Here is a 17,868-nt window from a genome sequence, read left to right as displayed (position 1 = left end):
GATGGCGGCGGCCCCGCGCGTCTTTACCATCCCTGCCGGCGCCCGCTTCCTGCCGACCCTCGCCGAGGCGCTGCTTTCCGGCCGGCTCGGCGCGTTACCCGATCCAGCGGCCGATCCGCTGGCGCTCGCCGATATCCGCATCTTTCTTCCGACACGGCGCGCGGCGCGAGCGCTCGCCGCAGCCCTTGTCGACCGCCTTGGCAGCGATGCCGCAATCCTGCCGCGCATCCGGCCGATCGGCGATGTCGACGAGGACGACCTGCTGCTGGAGCCAATCGAGGAGCCCGCCGAACGCCTCGTTCTGCCGCCCGCTATCTCGCGGCTCGACCGGCAGCTCATTCTCGCGCGCTTCACCCGCGCCTGGGGCGAAGCGCTGAAGCCGGACCGGCTCGGCCTCGCCGAGGGCGCGCCGGTGTTGATCCCGGCTTCGGCCGCCGACGCCTTCCATCTCGCCGGCGATCTCGCCCGTCTGGTCGACGACGTCGCCACCGCCGGCTGTACGTGGGAAGCGCTCGAAAAGCTGGTGCCGGATGACCTCGCGCGTTACTGGCAGATCACGCTCGACTTCCTGAAGATCGTCGGCGAGGCGTGGCCAGCGCTTCTCGATGAACGCCATCTGGCGGATCCGGCGACGCGGCGGGACAGGCTGATCCGCGACGAGGCACGGCGGCTTGCAAGCGAGCCTCCGCGAGGTCTCGTCATCGCAGCCGGCTCGACCGGCTCGATCCCCGCGACCGCCGAACTGCTGGCGACGATCGCCCGGCTGCCGAACGGCGCCGTCGTCCTGCCCGACCTCGACACCGCTCTCGACGACGCGGCCTGGACCGCGATCGGCGGCGGCGAGGGCATCGCATCGACGCCGGGCCATCCACAATACGGGCTGAGGCAATGGCTCGGCCGGGCTGGGATCACGCGTGCGGACGTCGCCGCGCTCGGCGCCATCACGCCGCCGCTCGTCGCCCGCGCAAGGCTGGTTTCCGAGGCCATGCGCCCCGCCGAGACCACCGAGGCCTGGGCGGATGCGGCGCCCGTGCCACCCGAAGCGACCGAAGGACTGACCCTGCTCGTCGCCCGTAACGAGCAGGAGGAGGCCTTGGCCCTCGCCCTGGCGCTGCGCGAGGCCGTCGAGACCGAAGGCGCGACCGCCGCCCTTGTGACGCCTGACAGGACAATTGCGGCGCGCGTGGCGATCGAGCTCGAACGTTTCGACCTCCGCGTCGATGATTCGGCCGGCCGGCCGCTGCGCCTGACGCCGCCGGGCACGCTGGCGCGGCTCATCACCGCAGCGGCGCGGTCCGACGGCGCGCCGATCGATCTGCTGGCGCTCGCCAAACATCCGCTCGCCGCCTTCGGCATGGCACGCACCGCCTGCCGCGACGCCATCGGCGTGCTCGACCTCGCCCTCTTCCGCGGCCGGCTGGTTGCCGGCGGTCTTGGCGGCCTGCCCGCAGCCCTCGCAAAGGCGCGCCGCGATGCCGCCGACACGTCGCAACGGCTCCATCCGGCGGTGAAGCGGCTCCAGCCAGCGGATTGGGACGGCGCAACATTCCTCGCCGAGAGGCTGCTCGCCGTGCTCGATCCGCTCGCCGCGCTCCTCGCCGAGGGCGCGAAGAGTGATGTCGCGACCCTCTCGACCCTGCTTGCCACGACGCTCGGTCACGTCCTTGCCACCGACTACGAAGGACCCGCTCCCTTTCCCCCTGATGAGGCCGGCACGGCGCTGCGATCGCTGCTCGACGGCCTCGCCAGCGGCGACGCCGCCGATTTATCGGTCACCGGACCGGAATTCCCGGCCTTTCTCGATGCAGCCATGGCCGGCGTCGCGGTATCGATCCGGCCCGGCACCGACCCGCGCATCGTGATCTGGGGCACGCTCGAAGCGCGGCTGCAATCTGCCGATCTCATGATCCTGGCCGGGTTGGATGAGGGCGTGTGGCCGACCGAGGCGCGTACAGATCCCTGGCTGTCGCGCACGATGCGCGCCGGCTTTGGACTTGAGGCGCCGGAGCGCCGGCTCGGGCAGGCAGCGCATGACTTCACCAGCGCACTCGGCAATCCTCGCGTCATCATCAGCCGCGCCGAGCGACGCGGCGGCGCACCCACGATCGCCGCGCGCTGGCTGCAGCGGCTCGCCGCAAGGCTCGGCAAGGCCAAGGCAGCGGCCCTTGCGGCCCGGGGCCAGCGTTATCTCGACTGGGCCCGGGCGCTTGATGCGAGTTCGGTGCCTGCCCCGATCGCAAGGCCGCGACCGAAGCCGCCGGTCGCGGCGCGGCCGAAGCGCCTGTCGGTCACCGAGATCGAGACGCTGGTGCGAGACCCCTATGCGATCTATGCCCGCCGCGTTCTGAAGCTCGAACCGCTCGACCCGATCGACGTCGTGCCCGACAGCGCGCTGCGCGGCACGCTGATCCACGAGGCGCTCGGCCGCTTCGCGCCGCTCTGGCAGCCGCCTTTCGATGCGGCGGCGCTCGGCACGCTGGTGGAAGCCGGCCGCGAGGTGTTCCGCGATATCAGGGCGTTCCCGGCCGTGCACGCGCTCTGGTGGCCGCGCTTCCTCGTTATTGCCGACTGGTATGTACGCTGGGAGGCGGCGCGGACGGAAATCGAGGCCCGCCACGCCGAAATCGACGGCCGGATGGTGGTGACGCCGGACTTCATGCTGACCGGCCGCGCCGACCGCATCGACCGCCGCAGCGACGGCAGCTATGAGATCCTCGACTTCAAGACGGGGACGCCGCCCTCGCCGAAACAGCTTTCAACGGGCCTCGCGCCGCAGCTCGCGCTGGAGGCGGCGATGCTCCGGCGCGGCGCCTTCGGTGACATTCCGGCCGGTGCCTCGGTCGCGGTTCTCGGCTGGATCGGGCTCGGCCGCGTCGGCAAGGGCGAACCTTTCTCCTCAGCCGTCCGCGATTGTTCGGCCGACGAGCTCGGCGATGATGCCGCGGCGCGGCTCGCAGCCCTCGTCGCCGCCTATGCCGATCCGGAGCGTGCCTATGTCTCGCGGGCACGGCCGATGTTCGAAAACCGCTTCGGCAGCCCCTATGACCATCTGGCCCGCGTCGCCGAATGGGCGCTCGGCGAGGGGGACGAGGCGTGATCACGGTCGATGCCAATACCCGACGCGTACAGGCCGAGGCCACCGATCCGACCGCGTCGGTCTGGGTGTCGGCCAATGCCGGATCGGGCAAGACCTACGTCCTGGCGCGGCGCGTCATCCGTCTGTTGCTCGCCGGAACCGATCCCGGCGCGATTCTCTGCCTCACCTTCACCAAGGCGGCGGCAGCGGAGATGGCGGCGCGCGTCTTCTCGATCCTTGCCGAATGGACGACGCTTCCCGACGCGGCGCTCGACAAGGCGCTGGCCGATTACGACGATGTTCCTGCGAGCGAGGCCGTGCGAATCCGCGCGCGGCGACTGTTCGCGCGCGCCCTGGAGACGCCGGGCGGGCTGAAGATCCAGACCATCCATGCCTTCTGCGAAAAGCTGCTGCACCAGTTCCCATTCGAGGCCAATGTCGCAGGCGCCTTCGAGGTGCTGGACGACCGTGCGGCCGCCATCCTGATCGAGAGCGCGCAGCGCCAGGTGCTCGCCCGTGCCAGCGCCGATGAGGACGGCCGGCTCGGGCGCGCCTTCGCCCGGCTGCTCGACGCCGCTTCCGACCAGGGCATCGAGGCCGCGCTCGGCGAGATCATTGCCCGCCGCGACTCGCTCGTCGGTCTGATCGAAGGCCATGGCTCGCTGGACAACGGCCTTGCCGCGCTGCGCGACGCGCTCGGACTCTCCGGCGACGACACCGAGGAAAGCCTCGGCGCCGCGATCGTGACGGCGCTTCCGCTTCCCTTGGCGGCCATCAAGCGGCTCGTCGAGGCGCTGCTCGCCAGCGGACCGAAGCACAAGGCGGCCGGCGAACAGCTTGCGCCATTCCTCTCTGCCACCACGGATGCGGGGCGCAGCGGGGCTTGGCTCGCCTATATGCTGACCGGCACCGGCAAGGTGAAGGCACTGTCGAGCCTCGCCCCCAAGAGCGTCCTGACCGGCTGGCCGGGGCTCGAGGGCACGCTGGAAGCGGAGCGGCTGCGCATCGAAGACCTCCTCGACCGGATCGCGGCGGCACGAGCCTTCGACGCCACGGAAGCGCTGCTGATCCTCGGCACGGCCGTCCTGGAAGCTTACGAACGCGGCAAGCAACTGCGCGGCGCGCTCGATTTTCAGGATCTCGTCGTGCGGACGGCCGATCTCCTGACCCGCTCCGGCGCGTCGAGCTGGGTGCATTACAAGCTCGATCGCGGTCTCGACCATATTCTCGTCGACGAGGCGCAGGACACCAGCCCGCGGCAGTGGCAGGTCATCGCTGGACTCGCCGACGAGTTCTTCGCCGGAGAAAGCGCGCGCGCCAAGGGGCGCACCTTCTTCGCGGTCGGCGACGAGAAGCAGTCGATCTATTCGTTCCAAGGCGCGGTTCCCGCCTGGTTCGCCCGCCAGCGCGATCGCTTCCGCCGTGCCGCACGGGCGGCGGACTCGGAATTCCGCGCGCTCGAGCTGAACCTCTCCTTCCGCTCGACGGGCGATGTTCTCGCCGCGGTCGACGCCGTCTTCGCTGCACCGGATGCCCATCGCGGCCTAACCCGGGAAATGCAGGCGACCGCCCATGAAGCGGCGAGGCGCGGCGAGGCCGGACGCGTGACGCTGTGGCCGCCGATCGTCGCCGAGCCGGCCGAGGAGCCGGAAGACTGGCACACGCCGCTCGATCGGCTCGACACGCGCAGCCCCGAGATCCGGCTCGCCGACCGCATCGCGCTCACGATCCGCGACTGGATCGACCGGGGAGAACGCATCGAGGCGACCGGGGCGCCGATCCGGCCGGGCGGCATCCTGATTCTCACCCGCAAGCGCGGGCCCCAGACCGATGCGATCAACCGGGCGCTGAAGACCGCCGGCCTGCCGGTCGCCGGCGCCGACCGCCTGAAGCTTGGCGGCCATATCGCCGTCATGGACCTCGTCGCGCTGGCCGAGACCGTGCTGCAGCCGGACGATGACCTCGCCCTCGCTGCGCTGCTCAAGAGCCCCCTGGTCGGTGTTTCCGAGGACGAGTTGTTCGCGGTGGCACATGGGCGGCCGGGATCGCTGTGGCAGGCGGTGCATCATGCGCCCCTGGCCGCCGCACGCGGCGCGGCGGCGCTGCTCGACGCCTGGCGTGGCCGGGCCGACTTCATGGGGCCGCACGCCTTCTTCGCGCGCATCCTCGGCCCGGACGGGGGCCGCAAACGCCTGTTGCAGCGGCTTGGGGTGGAGGCCGACGAAGTTCTCGACGAATTCCTGGCAAGGGCACTCGCTTACGAGCAGAGCGAGACTCCCTCGCTGCAGGGCTTCACAGCCTGGATGCGAGAAGCAGCAACGGAGATCAAGCGCGATGCCGATGTCGGCCGCGACGAGATCCGCGTCATGACCGTGCACGGCGCCAAGGGACTGGAGGCCGAGATCGTCTTCCTGGTCGATACCGGCTCGGCAGCGGTGCATGCGAGTCATGATCCCAAGATCGTGGCGCTCGCCGACGACCCCGACGATGCCGGCGGGGCGCCGCTCGCCTATGTCCCACCGGGCGCGCGGCGGCCGCAGCGCATCGACACCGCGCTGGAAAGGCTGCGCGACAAGGCGGGCGAGGAATATCGACGCTTGCTCTATGTCGCGATGACGCGCGCGCGCGACCGCCTCATCATATGCGGCACGCGCAAAGCACGCTCCGGCAGCGATCCGCTCTGGCAGGACCTCGCCCTCGCTGCGCTTGAACCCGGCGCGCGCCTCGTGCCGGTGACGCTGGGCACCGAGACATTCGACAGCCTCGAATGGCGCCGCGAGTGGGAGATCGCCACGACGCCGGCGGCGGAGGTCGCGGTTGCCCCGACGCGCTCGGCGGCAGCGCTGCCGGACTTTCTCGCTTCGCCTCCGCCGGCACCGCCCCTCGTCGCAGAACGGATCCAGCCGTCGGATGCGCCCGCCGCCGCTCTGTCCGGCGCGGGAGCCGCCGCCGCGGAACAGGCTCTTGCGCGTGGCGTGATCGTCCATCGCCTGCTGCAGGCGCTTCCCGAGCATCCAGCGGGGGCGCGACGTGACGTGGCACGCGCCTATCTCGACGCCGCGGCCGGCGGATGGGGAGAGGCGGAACGCGGCGCACTGGCGGCCGACCTTGCCGCGATGATCGATGCGCCGGACTTCGCGCCACTTTTCGGGCCGGGAAGCCGGGCGGAAGTGGCGATCGCGGGCACGCTGATGACGGTGAAAGGCGGGCTCGCCATCTCAGGCCGCATCGATCGGCTGGTCGCCGAGCCGGGGCGCATCGTCATTGCCGATTTCAAGACCAATGCCACGCCGCCGGTCGATATTACCGGCGTCGCCGACGCTCATGTCGCGCAGCTCGCGCTCTATCGGGCCGTTATCGCCCGCCTCTATCCCGGCAGGCGGGTCGAAGCGGTGCTGGTCTTCACCGAAGCGCCGCGGCTCATTGTGGTGCCAGCCGAGCTCATGGACGAGCATATCTCGCGTATCACCGGGTCGTGACATACCAAGGCTTGACCCGCCGACCCCCGCTCCCTACCTTCGGATCAACTCCCCCTCAATCCGCGCGAGGCTCTCATGGCGACCGCCAAAGTGACTGACAGTTCCTTCGACACCGACGTTCTGGGCGCCACGGGCCCGGTCGTCGTCGATTTCTGGGCCGAGTGGTGCGGTCCGTGCCGCATGATCGCGCCGGCTCTCGAAGAGATTCAGACCGAGATGGGCGGCAAGGTGACGATCGCCAAGCTCAATATCGACGAGAATCCGAACATCGCCGTCCGATACGGCGTCCGCTCGATCCCGACGCTGATCCTGTTCAAGGACGGCGAGCCGACCTCGATCCAGGTTGGCGCCGCGCCGAAGAACCGGCTGGCCGACTGGATCAAGAACGCGATCTGAGCGCTTTCAATACTGCTTTCGAACGGGGCCTTCGGGCCCCGTTTTCCGTTCCGCTGTCACGAGCCGAGCCGCTTCAGCGCCGCATCGTAGAGGCTTTGGAGCAACCAGCTGATGGCGATGACACAAGGCAGTGCGACCAGCAGCATGAAGGCGAGCTGCGCCGCGGGCGCCGAAAGCGGAAAAAGCCCGGTGGCGACGACATAGACCGGCCGGTGTGCGAGATACATGAAGAAGGCGGCATAGCCGAGGACCGCGACGGCCGGATGGGACGGAATCCGGTGCTGGAGCAGCACAGCCGCCAGCATGACGAAGGCGCCGCCGAACACCGCCATCGGGGCCGAACGAAGCGACATCTCGATTGCGGGCAGCGGCAGCCCGGAGGTCAGCGCCACACCGACGGAAGCCAGCAGGGCGGCAGTTACGAGGGCCGTGACGCCGACGTCGTACGCTAGACGCGCGAGTCCGATCCCGGCGATGAAGCAGGGGAAATAGAGCGCGAGCCGTGGTTCCATCGCCAGCCAGCCGCTCGCATCGACTGCGAGCAGGCCCAGCCAGATCAGCACGCCGCCCCAGAGCCAGGCCGCGAGACGCTTGCCAAACAGTGTCATTGGCCGATCGACAAGCAGGATCGGCGCGACGAGGTAGAACAGCGCGATCATGCAGACATACCAGATCGTCCAGACCGAGGGCCCGGAGAACAGGCTGACCAGGACGACGCTCTTGAGGACGACCGTCCAGCCGGCGATGCCGAGCGCCCCGAAGACGATCAGTGCCACGACCAGCGGCGGATAGACACGCAAGAAGCGCCGGCGATAGAAGGCGCCGATGGCAGCCAGCGACGGTTCGAGCGGCCGTCGTCCGAGCAGATAGCCGGACAGCATCGTGAAGGTCGCGAGCACGATCACGGTGAAGCGCGTCGTGACCTCGTTCTGGTAGCCCGGATAGCCATCGACATAGTTCATCAGGTGCCAGAAGCCGACGAGGTAGGCCATCGAAGCGGCGCGAACGAGATCGAGGGATGCGATGTTTCGACGTCGCTCGTCCGGCATGTGCGCCTCGTCGCTGGCCTATTTCGGCGGCGTACCGTTGGCCTGGAGAACATCACCCGCGAGATAGAGCGAGCCGCAGATCAGGATGCGCGGCGTCGTGCCGGGCGGCAAGAGACGCGAGAGCACGGCGAGCGCCGTTGCGACATCGGCCTGCGGCTCGGCTTCGAGACCGGCCGCGCGCGCAGCCTCGGCGAGTTCGCCCGGATCGCGGCCGACAGCAGAACTGGCGATCGGAACCGTGAAGACATGCGCCGCAAGCCCGGCGAACGGCCGGAAGAAGCCGACCGGGTCCTTGGTCTGCAGCATGCCGGCGATCAGATAGAGCGGGCGCGGAACCCGCTCCTCGAGATCGGCGAACGCCTCGGCGATAACGGCGCCGGCGCCGGGATTATGGCCGCCGTCGAGCCAGATCTCGGCATCATGCGGCGCCTTTTCCACCAGCGCGCCCGCTGCGAGGCGCTGCATGCGCGCCGGCCAGTCGACCGACTGCAGCCCTGCCTCGATCGCGGATGTCGGCACGCCGAGCGTCGATCGCCGCAGCGCGGCAACCGCATTGCCGGCGTTGATGAACTGGTGACGTCCCGGCAGGCGCGGTGCCGGCAGATCGAGAAGGCCGTCCTCATCCTGGAAGACCAGCCTTCCGCGTTCGGCATGGGCAACCCAATCCCGATTTCCCACAAAGAGCGGCGCCCGCCCGCGCGCGGCCTCGTGCTCGATGACGGCCATCACCTCTGGAACTTGCGGCGCCGATACCACGGGGCGGCCGCGCTTGATGATGCCGGCCTTCTCCCAGGCGATCCGGTCGAGCGAATCGCCGAAGAACTTCTCGTGATCCATCGAGATCGAGGTGATGACGGACACTTCGGGCGTGTCGATGACGTTCGTCGCGTCAAAGCGCCCGCCAAGGCCGACTTCAAGCAATGTCACGTCGGCCGGATGGGTGGCGAACAGGACGAGCGCCGCTGCGGTTGTGATCTCGAAATGCGTGATCGGCGCACCGTCATTGAGCCGCTCGATCGCCGTCAGCGTCTCGACGAGTTCGGCCTCGGAGACATAGGCCCCGCCGCCCGGGCGGCCGATGCGGATGCGCTCATGGAAGGTCACCAGATGCGGCGACGTGTAGACGTGCACGGTGCGGCCGCTGGCCTCCAGCATGGCGCGTAGGAAGGCTGTCGTCGATCCCTTGCCGTTGGTTCCCGCGATATGGAACACGGGGCCGAGCTTTCGCTCGGGATGGCCGAGCTTTTCGAGCAGCGGCAACAGGCGATCGAGCGAAAGGTCGATCTCCTTGGGATGGAGAAGGAACAGGCGCTGCAGGATTGCCGAGCTGTCGTCCATGACGGGAACCTTCAGGCGAACGCGCGAAGGCCGCGTCGCCGCGGCCCTCGCTGAAGACAGGATCAGATGCGTGGATAGCGGCTGGCGCGCGGACGCGCCAGTCTCGACTATGCGACCACGGAGATGGCGCGCTGCGATTCTGGCGCGGCTTCTGCCTTGGGGCCGAGGAGTGCACAGAGCCTTGCAATGGTCGGGCGCAGTTCATGGCGCGGAACCACCATGTCGACCATGCCATGGGCGTGCAGGTATTCGGAGCGCTGGAAACCCTCGGGCAGCTTCTCGCGGATGGTCTGCTCGATCACCCGCGGACCGGCGAAGCCGATCAGCGCGCCGGGTTCGGCGATCTGGATGTCGCCCAGCATGGCATAGGACGCCGTGACGCCGCCGGTGGTCGGGTTGGTCAACACGACGATATAGGGCAGCTTCGCCTCGCGCAGCGCGATGACCCCGGCCGTCGTCCGCGGCAACTGCATGAGAGAGAGGATGCCTTCCTGCATGCGTGCGCCGCCCGAGGCCGCGAACATCACGAAGGGCTGCTGGCGCTGCAGCGCCGCTTCCATGCCCGCAATCACCGCTTCGCCGGCGGCCATGCCGAGCGAGCCGCCCATGAAATCGAAATCCTGTACCGCTGCCACCAGTGGCACGCCCTCGACGAAGCCGGCACCGACCAACACGGCATCCTGCAGCCCGGTCTTGGTGCGGGCGTCCTTCAGGCGATCCGTGTAGCGACGCTCGTCGCGGAACTTCAGCGGATCGATCGCGACCTCGGGCAGCGGGATGGTCTCGTAGCGGCCGGCATCGAAGAAATGCGCGAGCCGCTTCGGCGCGGACATTCGCATGTGGTAGCCGGAATTCGGCACCACATAATGATTGGCCTCGAGATCGCGAAGGAAGACCAGCTCACCCGATTCCGGATCCTTGATCCAGAGATTCTCGGGCACCTCACGCTTGTTGAGGAGGCTCTTGATCTTCGGGCGAACGACGTCGTTGATCCAGCTCATAGTGTCTCCTGTCAGGCCGCGACCGGCCGCCGCGCGGCGCGAACACCGCGCGCGAGTGTCGATACCAGCGCCTCGACCGCGGGAACCGTGGCGGCCGTTGCACGGCCTTCGGCATCGAGCGAATTGGCGACCGCCTGCACGATCGCCGATCCGACGACCACACCATCTGCGTTGGCGCCGATGGCAGCGGCCTGCTCCGCCGTGCGCACGCCAAAGCCGACGGCCACCGGCAGCGGCGTGTGACGCTTGATGCGATCAACCGCTTCCGCGACGCGGCTGGCGTCCGGCGCGGCCGAACCGGTGATGCCGTTGATCGAGACGTAGTAGACGAAGCCGGACGTATTGGTCAGCACAGTCGGCAGGCGCTTGTCGTCAGTGGTCGGCGTCGCGAGGCGGATGAAGTTGAGACCCGCCTTCAATGCCGGCAGGCAAAGTTCGTCATCAGCTTCCGGCGGCAGGTCGACGATGATCAGGCCATCGACGCCGGCGGCCTTGGCATCGACCACGAACGCTTCCGAGCCATGCGAATAGATCGGATTGTAGTAGCCCATCAGGACGATCGGCGTGACGTCATCGGTCTTGCGGAATTCGCGAACGAGATCGAGCGTCTTGTTGAGCGTCATGCCGCCCTTCAAAGCGCGCAGCCCGGCCGCCTGGACCGCCGGGCCATCGGCCATCGGATCGGAGAAGGGCATACCAAGCTCGATGACGTCCGCGCCCGCTTTCGGCAGGGCCGCCAGCAGCGCCAGCGTGGTCGCCGGGTCCGGGTCGCCGGCGGTCAGGAAAGTCACGAAGGCAGGCCGCCCCTCGGCCTTCACCGCCGCGAAGCGTCGATCGATACGGGTCTCGGTCATGCGTTCAATCTCGATTCGATGGGGTCGTCGCAACTCGCCATGCGCCGGCAAGGTTAGGCGCAGTCGGTCAGATATCGATGCCCGTCAGCTTGCCGACGGTGTGGATGTCCTTGTCGCCGCGGCCCGAGAGGTTGACGATGATCGTCTTGTCGGGGCTCATCTTCGGCGCACGCTTGATCGCCTCGGCAATGGCGTGGGCGGATTCGAGTGCCGGTATGATGCCTTCGGTGCGCGTGCAGACCTGGAAGGCATCGAGCGCCTCATTGTCGAGGATCGGCACATAGCTGACGCGGCCGGTATCGCGCAGCCAGCTATGCTCGGGACCGACACCAGGATAATCGAGACCGGCCGAAACCGAATGGCCTTCGAGGATCTGGCCGTCGGCATCCTGCAGCAGATAGGTGCGATTGCCATGCAGCACGCCCGGACGTCCGCCGGTCATCGAGGCGGCATGACCGTTCTCGACGTCGATCCCGTGCCCGCCGGCTTCGACGCCGACGATCTCGACATCCTTGTCATCCAGAAACGGATGGAACATGCCGATTGCATTCGAACCGCCGCCGACGGCGGCGATGATCATGTCGGGCAGGCGACCTTGCTGCTCCAGCATCTGGGCGCGGGCCTCGGTGCCTATCACCGACTGGAAGTCGCGCACCATCTCCGGATAGGGATGCGGTCCGGCCGCGGTTCCGATCATATAATAGGTGTCCTCGACATTGGTCACCCAGTCGCGCAGCGCCTCGTTCATTGCGTCCTTGAGGGTCGCGTTGCCGGCGGTGACCGGCTTCACCTCGGCGCCGAGCAGTTTCATACGAAAGACATTCGGCTTCTGCCGCTCGACATCGGTAGCGCCCATATAGACGACGCAGGGGAAGCCGAAGCGGGCAGAGACCGTCGCGGAAGCGACGCCGTGCTGGCCGGCGCCTGTCTCGGCGATGATGCGGGTCTTGCCCATGCGGCGGGCGAGCAGGATCTGGCCGAGGCAGTTGTTGATCTTGTGGCTGCCGGTGTGGTTGAGGTCCTCGCGCTTGAAGAAGATGCGCGCGCCGCCGAGATGGCGCGTCAGCCCTTCCGCGAAATAGAGCTTTGACGGCCGGCCGGCATAGTGGTTCGAGAGGTTGGACAGCTCGGCCGCGAAAGCCGGATCGGCCTTCGCCGCCTCATAGGCCTCCTGCAGTTCGAGGATCAGCGGCATCAGCGTCTCGGCAACATAACGGCCGCCATAGATGCCGAAATGGCCGCGCTCGTCCGGGCCGGTGGTGAAGGAATTGGGCAGTATCGGAGCGGTCACGTCACTATCCTCTCGCCGGAACGGACCGGCCATCCTCGTTCTCTGATCCGCCGCGCACCGCAGCAATGAAGGCCCGGATCAGCGCCGCATCCTTAATGCCGGGCGCCGCCTCGACACCCGAGGAGACGTCGATCCCGCGCGCGCCGGTGCGCGCGATGGCCTCGGCCACATTGCCCGGATTGAGCCCGCCGGAGAGCATATAGGGCAGGCCTGGCTCGATGCCATCCAGCAAAGCCCAATCGAACGGCACGCCATTGCCGCCCGGAAGCACCGCGCCGGCAGGCGGCTTCGCGTCGATCAAAAGGTGATCGGCAATGCCCGCATGCCGTGTGACCTCGGCAAGATCGTCAGCTGTCCGGATACCGATCGCCTTCAGGACGCCGAGGCCGAACTGACGCTGCAAAGCAGCGACCCGGTCGGGATCCTCATGACCATGCAGTTGCAGCCAGTCGGGCCGCACGGCCTCGACGATGGCGGCGAGGCCGGCATCGTCCATGTCGACGGTGAGCGCGACGATCTCGGCCCGGCCGCGCACCTGGGCCGCCAGAGCCGCGCCGGTTTCGATCGAAACGGAGCGCGGGCTTTTCGGAAAGAAGTTGAGGCCGATCATGTCAGCGCCGGCATCGAGCGCAGCCTCAAGCGTCTCCGCGGTTGAAAGGCCGCAGATCTTCACGAGGACGGGACTGCGTCCGGTTGCCAATGTCGTTCGTTCGGTCATGTGCGGTGAGCTTTGCCATGAAAGGCGGCCGGAGTCCAACCGCTGCAATGCGCGCCTTGTCAGCTGCCGTGCTTGCGCCAGACCAGTGACGCGGCGGCAATATCCTCGAGCGCGATCCCCACCGATTTGAACAGCGTCACCTCGTCCGCCGCCTGCCGTCCGGACGCGGTGCCGCCGCAGAGCCCCGCGAGATCACCCGCGATATCGGCGGCCGCGAGCACTCCGGCTGCGAGGGGCACCGCGATATCGCCCGCCTCGACGATCGCGCCGGGTCCATCGACGTAGATGCGCGAACGTCGGATGGTCGCGTCATCGGCTTCGCGCATCGACGGCGTGAAGCCGCCGACGAGATCGAGATGGGCGCCACTTTTGACGAGGTCGCCACGCACCAGCGGCTCGCTCGACAAGGTCGCACAGGAGATGATGTCTGCCTCAGGCAGGGCGCGGACCAGATCGGTCGCGACACGGACGTCGAAGCCGCCATCGGCGAGCCGCGTCGCCAGATGGTCGGCGCGGGCCCTGTCCCGGTTCCAGAGCGTCACGCGGGTGATCGGCCGCATGGCGGCATGGGCGGCAACAAGATGTGGCGCCAGCGCGCCGGCCCCGATCATCAGGAGATGCGCGGCATCAGGTCGGGCAAGATAAGAGGCGGCAAGCGCAGAGGCCGCCGCTGTGCGCCAGAGCGTCAGCGCAGTGCCATCGATCATTGCGAGCGGTACGCCGGTCTCGCCTGAGAGCAGCAGATAGACACCCGCTACCGTCGCGAGGCCCTTGGCGGCGTTGCCGGGGAATACAGTGACGATCTTGACGCCGACATGGCCGAATCCAGCTGCTGACGGGCCCGACCAGGCCGGCATCAGCAACAGCGATGCAGCGTCGCCGGACGAATCGAGCGCGTGATGCTGGCGCGGCGGCACCGTGATATCGGCACGAAAGGCTTCACGAAGCGTCTCGACCAGCTCCTGCCGCGAGAGCACGGCATCAAGCGCCGCGCCGTCGATAAGGCGCATGTCAGGCTGCGTCGCGGCGCAGGGCAGGCAGTCCGGCGGTCGGACCTGTAACGGCGACGGTTCGGTAGCCATCCTTCTCGCGGCGCGGGCCGCTCGCCTCGCGCTTCAGCCGACGCGCCTGTCGGCGCCAGTGGCCCTGGCCGAGCCAGGTGCCGACGCCGCCCAGCAGAACGCCGAACGCCATCGCGGCGAAGACGACGAAGTAAAGCGGCAGCGTGATCGCGGCAGCCGGCGCATCGCCATTAAAGGGATCAAGCGACAGCACGACGCCGTGGCGGTTGGCAACGGCCAGCGCGACGAGAAGCACCGCCAGCGGAACGAGAATGATGATCGCGATCACGCGCTTCATGCGGTGTCCCTGCCTCTGTCAGTCGCTGTCGTTGAGACGCTCACGCATCTCCTTGCCAGTCTTGAAGAAAGGCACAAACTTTTCAGTGACATCGACCTTGGTGCCGGTGCGCGGGTTGCGACCCTGCCTGGCGGGGCGGTTCTTGACCGAGAAGGCGCCGAAGCCGCGCAGCTCGACCCGGTCGCCCCGCGCCAGCGCATCGACGATCTCGTCGAGGATCGAGTTGACGATGTGCTCGACGTCACGCTGATAGAGGTGAGGATTTTGCTCGGCAATCCGCTGGACCAGCTCTGATTTGATCATCGCGCCGACCCCCCAGCGTTGAACTCCTGGGGAGCCTGCCAAACGGAAAGCAGACCGTCAAGATTAAGCCGGGGCAACCAAGGCGCGATTCCGCCGGCATCGAGCGCGTCGGGCGCGAATCCGAGCTGCCGCGCCACGAGGCGAACGGCGACATCGGCGAAGGAAATACCGCGCGAGGGCTCTTCCTTCTTCCATTCGATGACGGAGAGCGCCGGATCGATGCCCTTTTCCTTGGATAGCCAGTCGCGCGCCTCGCCTTCGCCGCCGATGCCGTCGATAAGGCCAGCCGCTTTCGCCTGCTGGCCGGAATAGACACGGCCGTCGGCGAGCTTCAGCGCCGTCGGCCGGTCGAGGCGGCGTCGCTCGGCGACGATGTCGACGAACCAGTTGTAGCTGTCGTCGATGAGGCTCTTGACCACCTCGAGCGATTCCGGGGAGGGCGGCGTGAAGGGCGAGGGCGCGGCCTTGAGCGGCGAGGATTTCACTTCGGTCAGCTTGATGCCGAGCTTGGCCATGGCCTCGCTGACCTCCGGCGACTGGAAGAGCACGCCGATCGAGCCGGTGATCGAGGTGCGGTAGGCAAAGATCTGATCGGTCGCGATCGCCGTCATATAGGCCGCCGACGCGCCGAGCGTCTTGATGGAGGCCACTGTCGGCTTCTTGGCCGAAAGCTGCCGGAGCGCGTCGTAGAGCGATTCGCCGCCGACCGTGGCGCCGCCGCCCGAATCGATCGAGACGATCACCGCGCGCACGGCATCGCTCTTGGCGAGCCGATCGATGAGCTCAAGCTCGGCCCGGTCGTCGGAAATGAAGCCGTCGATCGAGATGCGCGCCACGTGCGGCGACGAGCGGGCCCCGATCCGGTCCGGACCGACGGCGAGCACGCCGGCAACCGCGACGGCGACCAGGAAAGCCACCACGCCCAGGACGCGCCAGAAGATCAGCTTACGCCTGAGGCGTCGCCGCTCAATGATATCGTCCGCCGTGAGAGCCATCGCATCTTCCCTCGCCGTTACCGGATCCCCGGGAGATGAGTTAGCGGCTTTGGCGACCGGACGCAAACGCCCTCGCCCCTGCAAGGCTTTGCAACGCTTCGATTTTCTCGGCTTCACCCCAAAACGAAAACGCCCCGGCCGATGGCCGGGGCGTTTCCTTGTCGCTGAGCTGGACGCTTACTCGTCGGTCTGGCGGGCCTTGAGAGCCGCACCGAGAATGTCGCCGAGCGAAGCGCCCGAGTCGGACGAGCCGAACTGGGCCACGGCTTCCTTCTCTTCGGCGATTTCAAGCGCCTTGATCGAGACGGAGACCTTGCGAGCCTTCTTGTCGAAATTGGTGATGCGAGCATCAACCTTTTCGCCAGCGGCAAACCGCTCCGGACGCTGCTCCGACCGATCGCGCGAGAGATCGGCGCGACGGATGAAGGTCGTCAGGTCGCTGTCGGCGATGCGGACTTCGAGGCCGCCCTCGTTGACCGCGAGGATCTCGCAGGTGACCACGGCGCCCTTGCGCAGTTCGCCGGAGGCTTCGACGAACGGATCGCCGCCAACCTGCTTGATGCCGAGCGAGATGCGCTCCTTGTCGATATCGACGTCGAGCACCTGCGCCTTGACGATGTCACCGCGATTGTACTCGTCGATGACCTGCTCGCCCGGACGGTTCCAGTCGAGATCCGAAAGATGGACCATGCCATCCACATCGCCGTCGAGCCCAATGAACAGGCCGAACTCGGTCTTGTTCTTGACCTCGCCCTCGACGATCGAACCGATCGGATACTTGTCCTGGAAGCTCTCCCACGGATTGGCGAGGGTCTGCTTCAGGCCGAGCGAGATACGGCGCTTGACCGGATCCACCTCGAGGATGACGACTTCGACTTCCTGCGAGGTCGAGACGATCTTGCCCGGATGGACGTTCTTCTTCGTCCAGGACATCTCGGAGACGTGGATCAGGCCTTCGATGCCCGGCTCCAGCTCGACGAACGCACCGTAGTCGGTGATGTTCGTGACGCGGCCCGAGAACTTGGCGTTGACCGGATACTTCGCCTCGATGCCCGACCACGGATCGGCCTCGAGCTGCTTCATGCCGAGCGAGATGCGGTGCGTCTCGTGATTGACGCGGATGATCTGCACGCGGACGGTCTGGCCGATCGAGAGCACTTCGGTCGGGTGGTTGATCCGGCGCCATGCGATGTCGGTGACATGCAGCAGGCCGTCGATACCGCCGAGGTCGACGAACGCACCGTAATCGGTGATGTTCTTGACGACGCCCTCGATGATCTGGCCTTCCTCGAGGCTCTGCACCAGCTCCGAACGCTGCTCGGCGCGGGTTTCCTCGAGAACGGTGCGGCGCGACACGACGATGTTGCCGCGGCGCTTGTCCATCTTGAGGATCTGGAACGGCTGCGGGGTATGCATCAGCGGGCCGACGTCGCGAACCGGGCGGATGTCCACCTGGCTGCGCGGCAGGAAGGCGACGGCGCCGTCCAGATCGACGGTGAAGCCACCCTTGACCTGGTTGAAGATGACGCCCGTGACCTTCTCGTTCTTGTTGAACTGCTCCTCGAGGCGGACCCAGCTCTCCTCGCGGCGCGCCTTGTCGCGCGAGAGAACGGCTTCGCCGAGGGCGTTTTCGACGCGCTCGAGATAGACCTCGACAACGTCACCGACCTTGATCGGCTGGTCGCGGCCGGGGCCCGCAAATTCCTTGAGAGCAACGCGGCCCTCGGTCTTCAGCCCGACGTCGATGACCGCGAGATCCTTCTCGATCGCGACGACGGTTCCCTTGACGACGCTGCCCTCGAAGAGGTCCTCGTTCTGGAACGATTCCTCGAGCAGGGTGGCGAAATCTTCGCGGGACGGATTGGTAACAGCCATGAAAACTCCTGGTGCCATATCTGGCATGCGCCGGCGGTTCGTGTTTCGGGATCGAATTCCGGACCTGCCCGCGGTAGGGACCGGGGCTGCCCTTCTTTAAGGGCGGACCGACGCTTCCGGACTGGAACTCGATG

The 17,868-nt window shown here is 67.5% G+C and carries 14 protein-coding genes; 3 read left to right on the top strand and 11 right to left on the bottom strand.

Features of this window, described 5'->3' with window-relative positions; translation table 11 throughout:
• The first annotated feature begins 1 nt into the window (after window position 1).
• From addB to trxA, 3 genes are all read left to right on the top strand, one after another.
• Window positions 2-3,097, top strand: coding sequence for a double-strand break repair protein AddB (addB, locus tag BUB39_RS11540; protein WP_073053305.1), 3,096 nt, complete (start codon window positions 2-4; stop codon window positions 3,095-3,097).
• Window positions 3,094-6,555 (top strand): double-strand break repair helicase AddA, encoded by a 3,462-nt coding sequence (gene addA, locus BUB39_RS11535; RefSeq protein WP_175561835.1) that lies wholly within the window; start codon window positions 3,094-3,096, stop codon window positions 6,553-6,555. The genes addB and addA overlap by 4 nt, the downstream gene beginning before the upstream one ends.
• A gap of 75 nt (window positions 6,556-6,630) precedes the next feature.
• A complete protein-coding gene (gene trxA / locus BUB39_RS11530; RefSeq protein WP_073053302.1) occupies window positions 6,631-6,951 on the top strand; it encodes a thioredoxin in 321 nt (106 codons plus the stop codon).
• Between the two features lie 56 nt (window positions 6,952-7,007).
• Here trxA and BUB39_RS11525 read toward each other — a convergent pair whose 3' ends face one another.
• The 11 genes from BUB39_RS11525 to rpsA all read right to left on the bottom strand — a co-directional run bounded on the left by BUB39_RS11525 (window position 7,008) and on the right by rpsA (window position 17,734).
• On the bottom strand, window positions 7,008-8,000 hold the full coding sequence (locus BUB39_RS11525; protein WP_073053300.1) for an acyltransferase family protein: 993 nt from the start codon (window positions 7,998-8,000) through the stop codon (window positions 7,008-7,010).
• A gap of 18 nt (window positions 8,001-8,018) precedes the next feature.
• Window positions 8,019-9,338, bottom strand: coding sequence for a bifunctional folylpolyglutamate synthase/dihydrofolate synthase (locus BUB39_RS11520; protein WP_073053297.1), 1,320 nt, complete (start codon window positions 9,336-9,338; stop codon window positions 8,019-8,021).
• Window positions 9,339-9,445: 107 nt separating this feature from the next.
• Entirely contained in the window at window positions 9,446-10,339 is an 894-nt protein-coding gene (gene accD, locus BUB39_RS11515) for an acetyl-CoA carboxylase, carboxyltransferase subunit beta (protein ID WP_073053294.1), read from the bottom strand.
• An 11-nt stretch (window positions 10,340-10,350) separates the two neighbouring features.
• Window positions 10,351-11,193: a tryptophan synthase subunit alpha gene (gene trpA / locus BUB39_RS11510; RefSeq protein ID WP_073053292.1), complete on the bottom strand. Its 843-nt coding sequence runs from the start codon at window positions 11,191-11,193 to the stop codon at window positions 10,351-10,353.
• Window positions 11,194-11,260: 67 nt separating this feature from the next.
• Window positions 11,261-12,517 carry a tryptophan synthase subunit beta gene (gene trpB / locus BUB39_RS11505; RefSeq protein WP_073053289.1) on the bottom strand — a complete coding sequence of 419 codons (1,257 nt, stop codon included), beginning with the start codon at window positions 12,515-12,517 and terminating at the stop codon, window positions 11,261-11,263.
• Window positions 12,489-13,202, bottom strand: a complete 714-nt coding sequence (locus tag BUB39_RS11500) for a phosphoribosylanthranilate isomerase (RefSeq protein ID WP_073053286.1) — start codon at window positions 13,200-13,202, stop codon at window positions 12,489-12,491. Before BUB39_RS11500 ends, trpB begins: the two co-directional genes overlap by 29 nt.
• Before the next feature lie 59 nt (window positions 13,203-13,261).
• Window positions 13,262-14,212, bottom strand: a complete 951-nt coding sequence (gene lhpI / locus BUB39_RS11495; protein WP_073053283.1) for a bifunctional Delta(1)-pyrroline-2-carboxylate/Delta(1)-piperideine-2-carboxylate reductase — start codon at window positions 14,210-14,212, stop codon at window positions 13,262-13,264.
• A 1-nt stretch (window position 14,213) separates the two neighbouring features.
• Entirely contained in the window at window positions 14,214-14,561 is a 348-nt protein-coding gene (locus BUB39_RS11490; protein WP_073053281.1) for a LapA family protein, read from the bottom strand.
• Between the two features lie 18 nt (window positions 14,562-14,579).
• Window positions 14,580-14,864, bottom strand: a complete 285-nt coding sequence (gene ihfB, locus BUB39_RS11485; protein ID WP_073053279.1) for an integration host factor subunit beta — start codon at window positions 14,862-14,864, stop codon at window positions 14,580-14,582.
• Window positions 14,861-15,859 carry a signal peptide peptidase SppA gene (gene sppA / locus BUB39_RS11480; RefSeq protein ID WP_073053277.1) on the bottom strand — a complete coding sequence of 333 codons (999 nt, stop codon included), beginning with the start codon at window positions 15,857-15,859 and terminating at the stop codon, window positions 14,861-14,863. Before sppA ends, ihfB begins: the two co-directional genes overlap by 4 nt.
• 177 nt (window positions 15,860-16,036) lie before the next feature.
• Window positions 16,037-17,734, bottom strand: a complete 1,698-nt coding sequence (gene rpsA / locus BUB39_RS11475; protein WP_073053275.1) for a 30S ribosomal protein S1 — start codon at window positions 17,732-17,734, stop codon at window positions 16,037-16,039.
• Window positions 17,735-17,868 lie beyond the last annotated feature (134 nt).

Origin of the sequence: Kaistia soli DSM 19436, assembly GCF_900129325.1 — a bacterium.
Lineage (GTDB): Bacteria > Pseudomonadota > Alphaproteobacteria > Rhizobiales > Kaistiaceae > Kaistia > Kaistia soli.
This window is presented reverse-complemented; position numbering and strand designations above follow the sequence as displayed.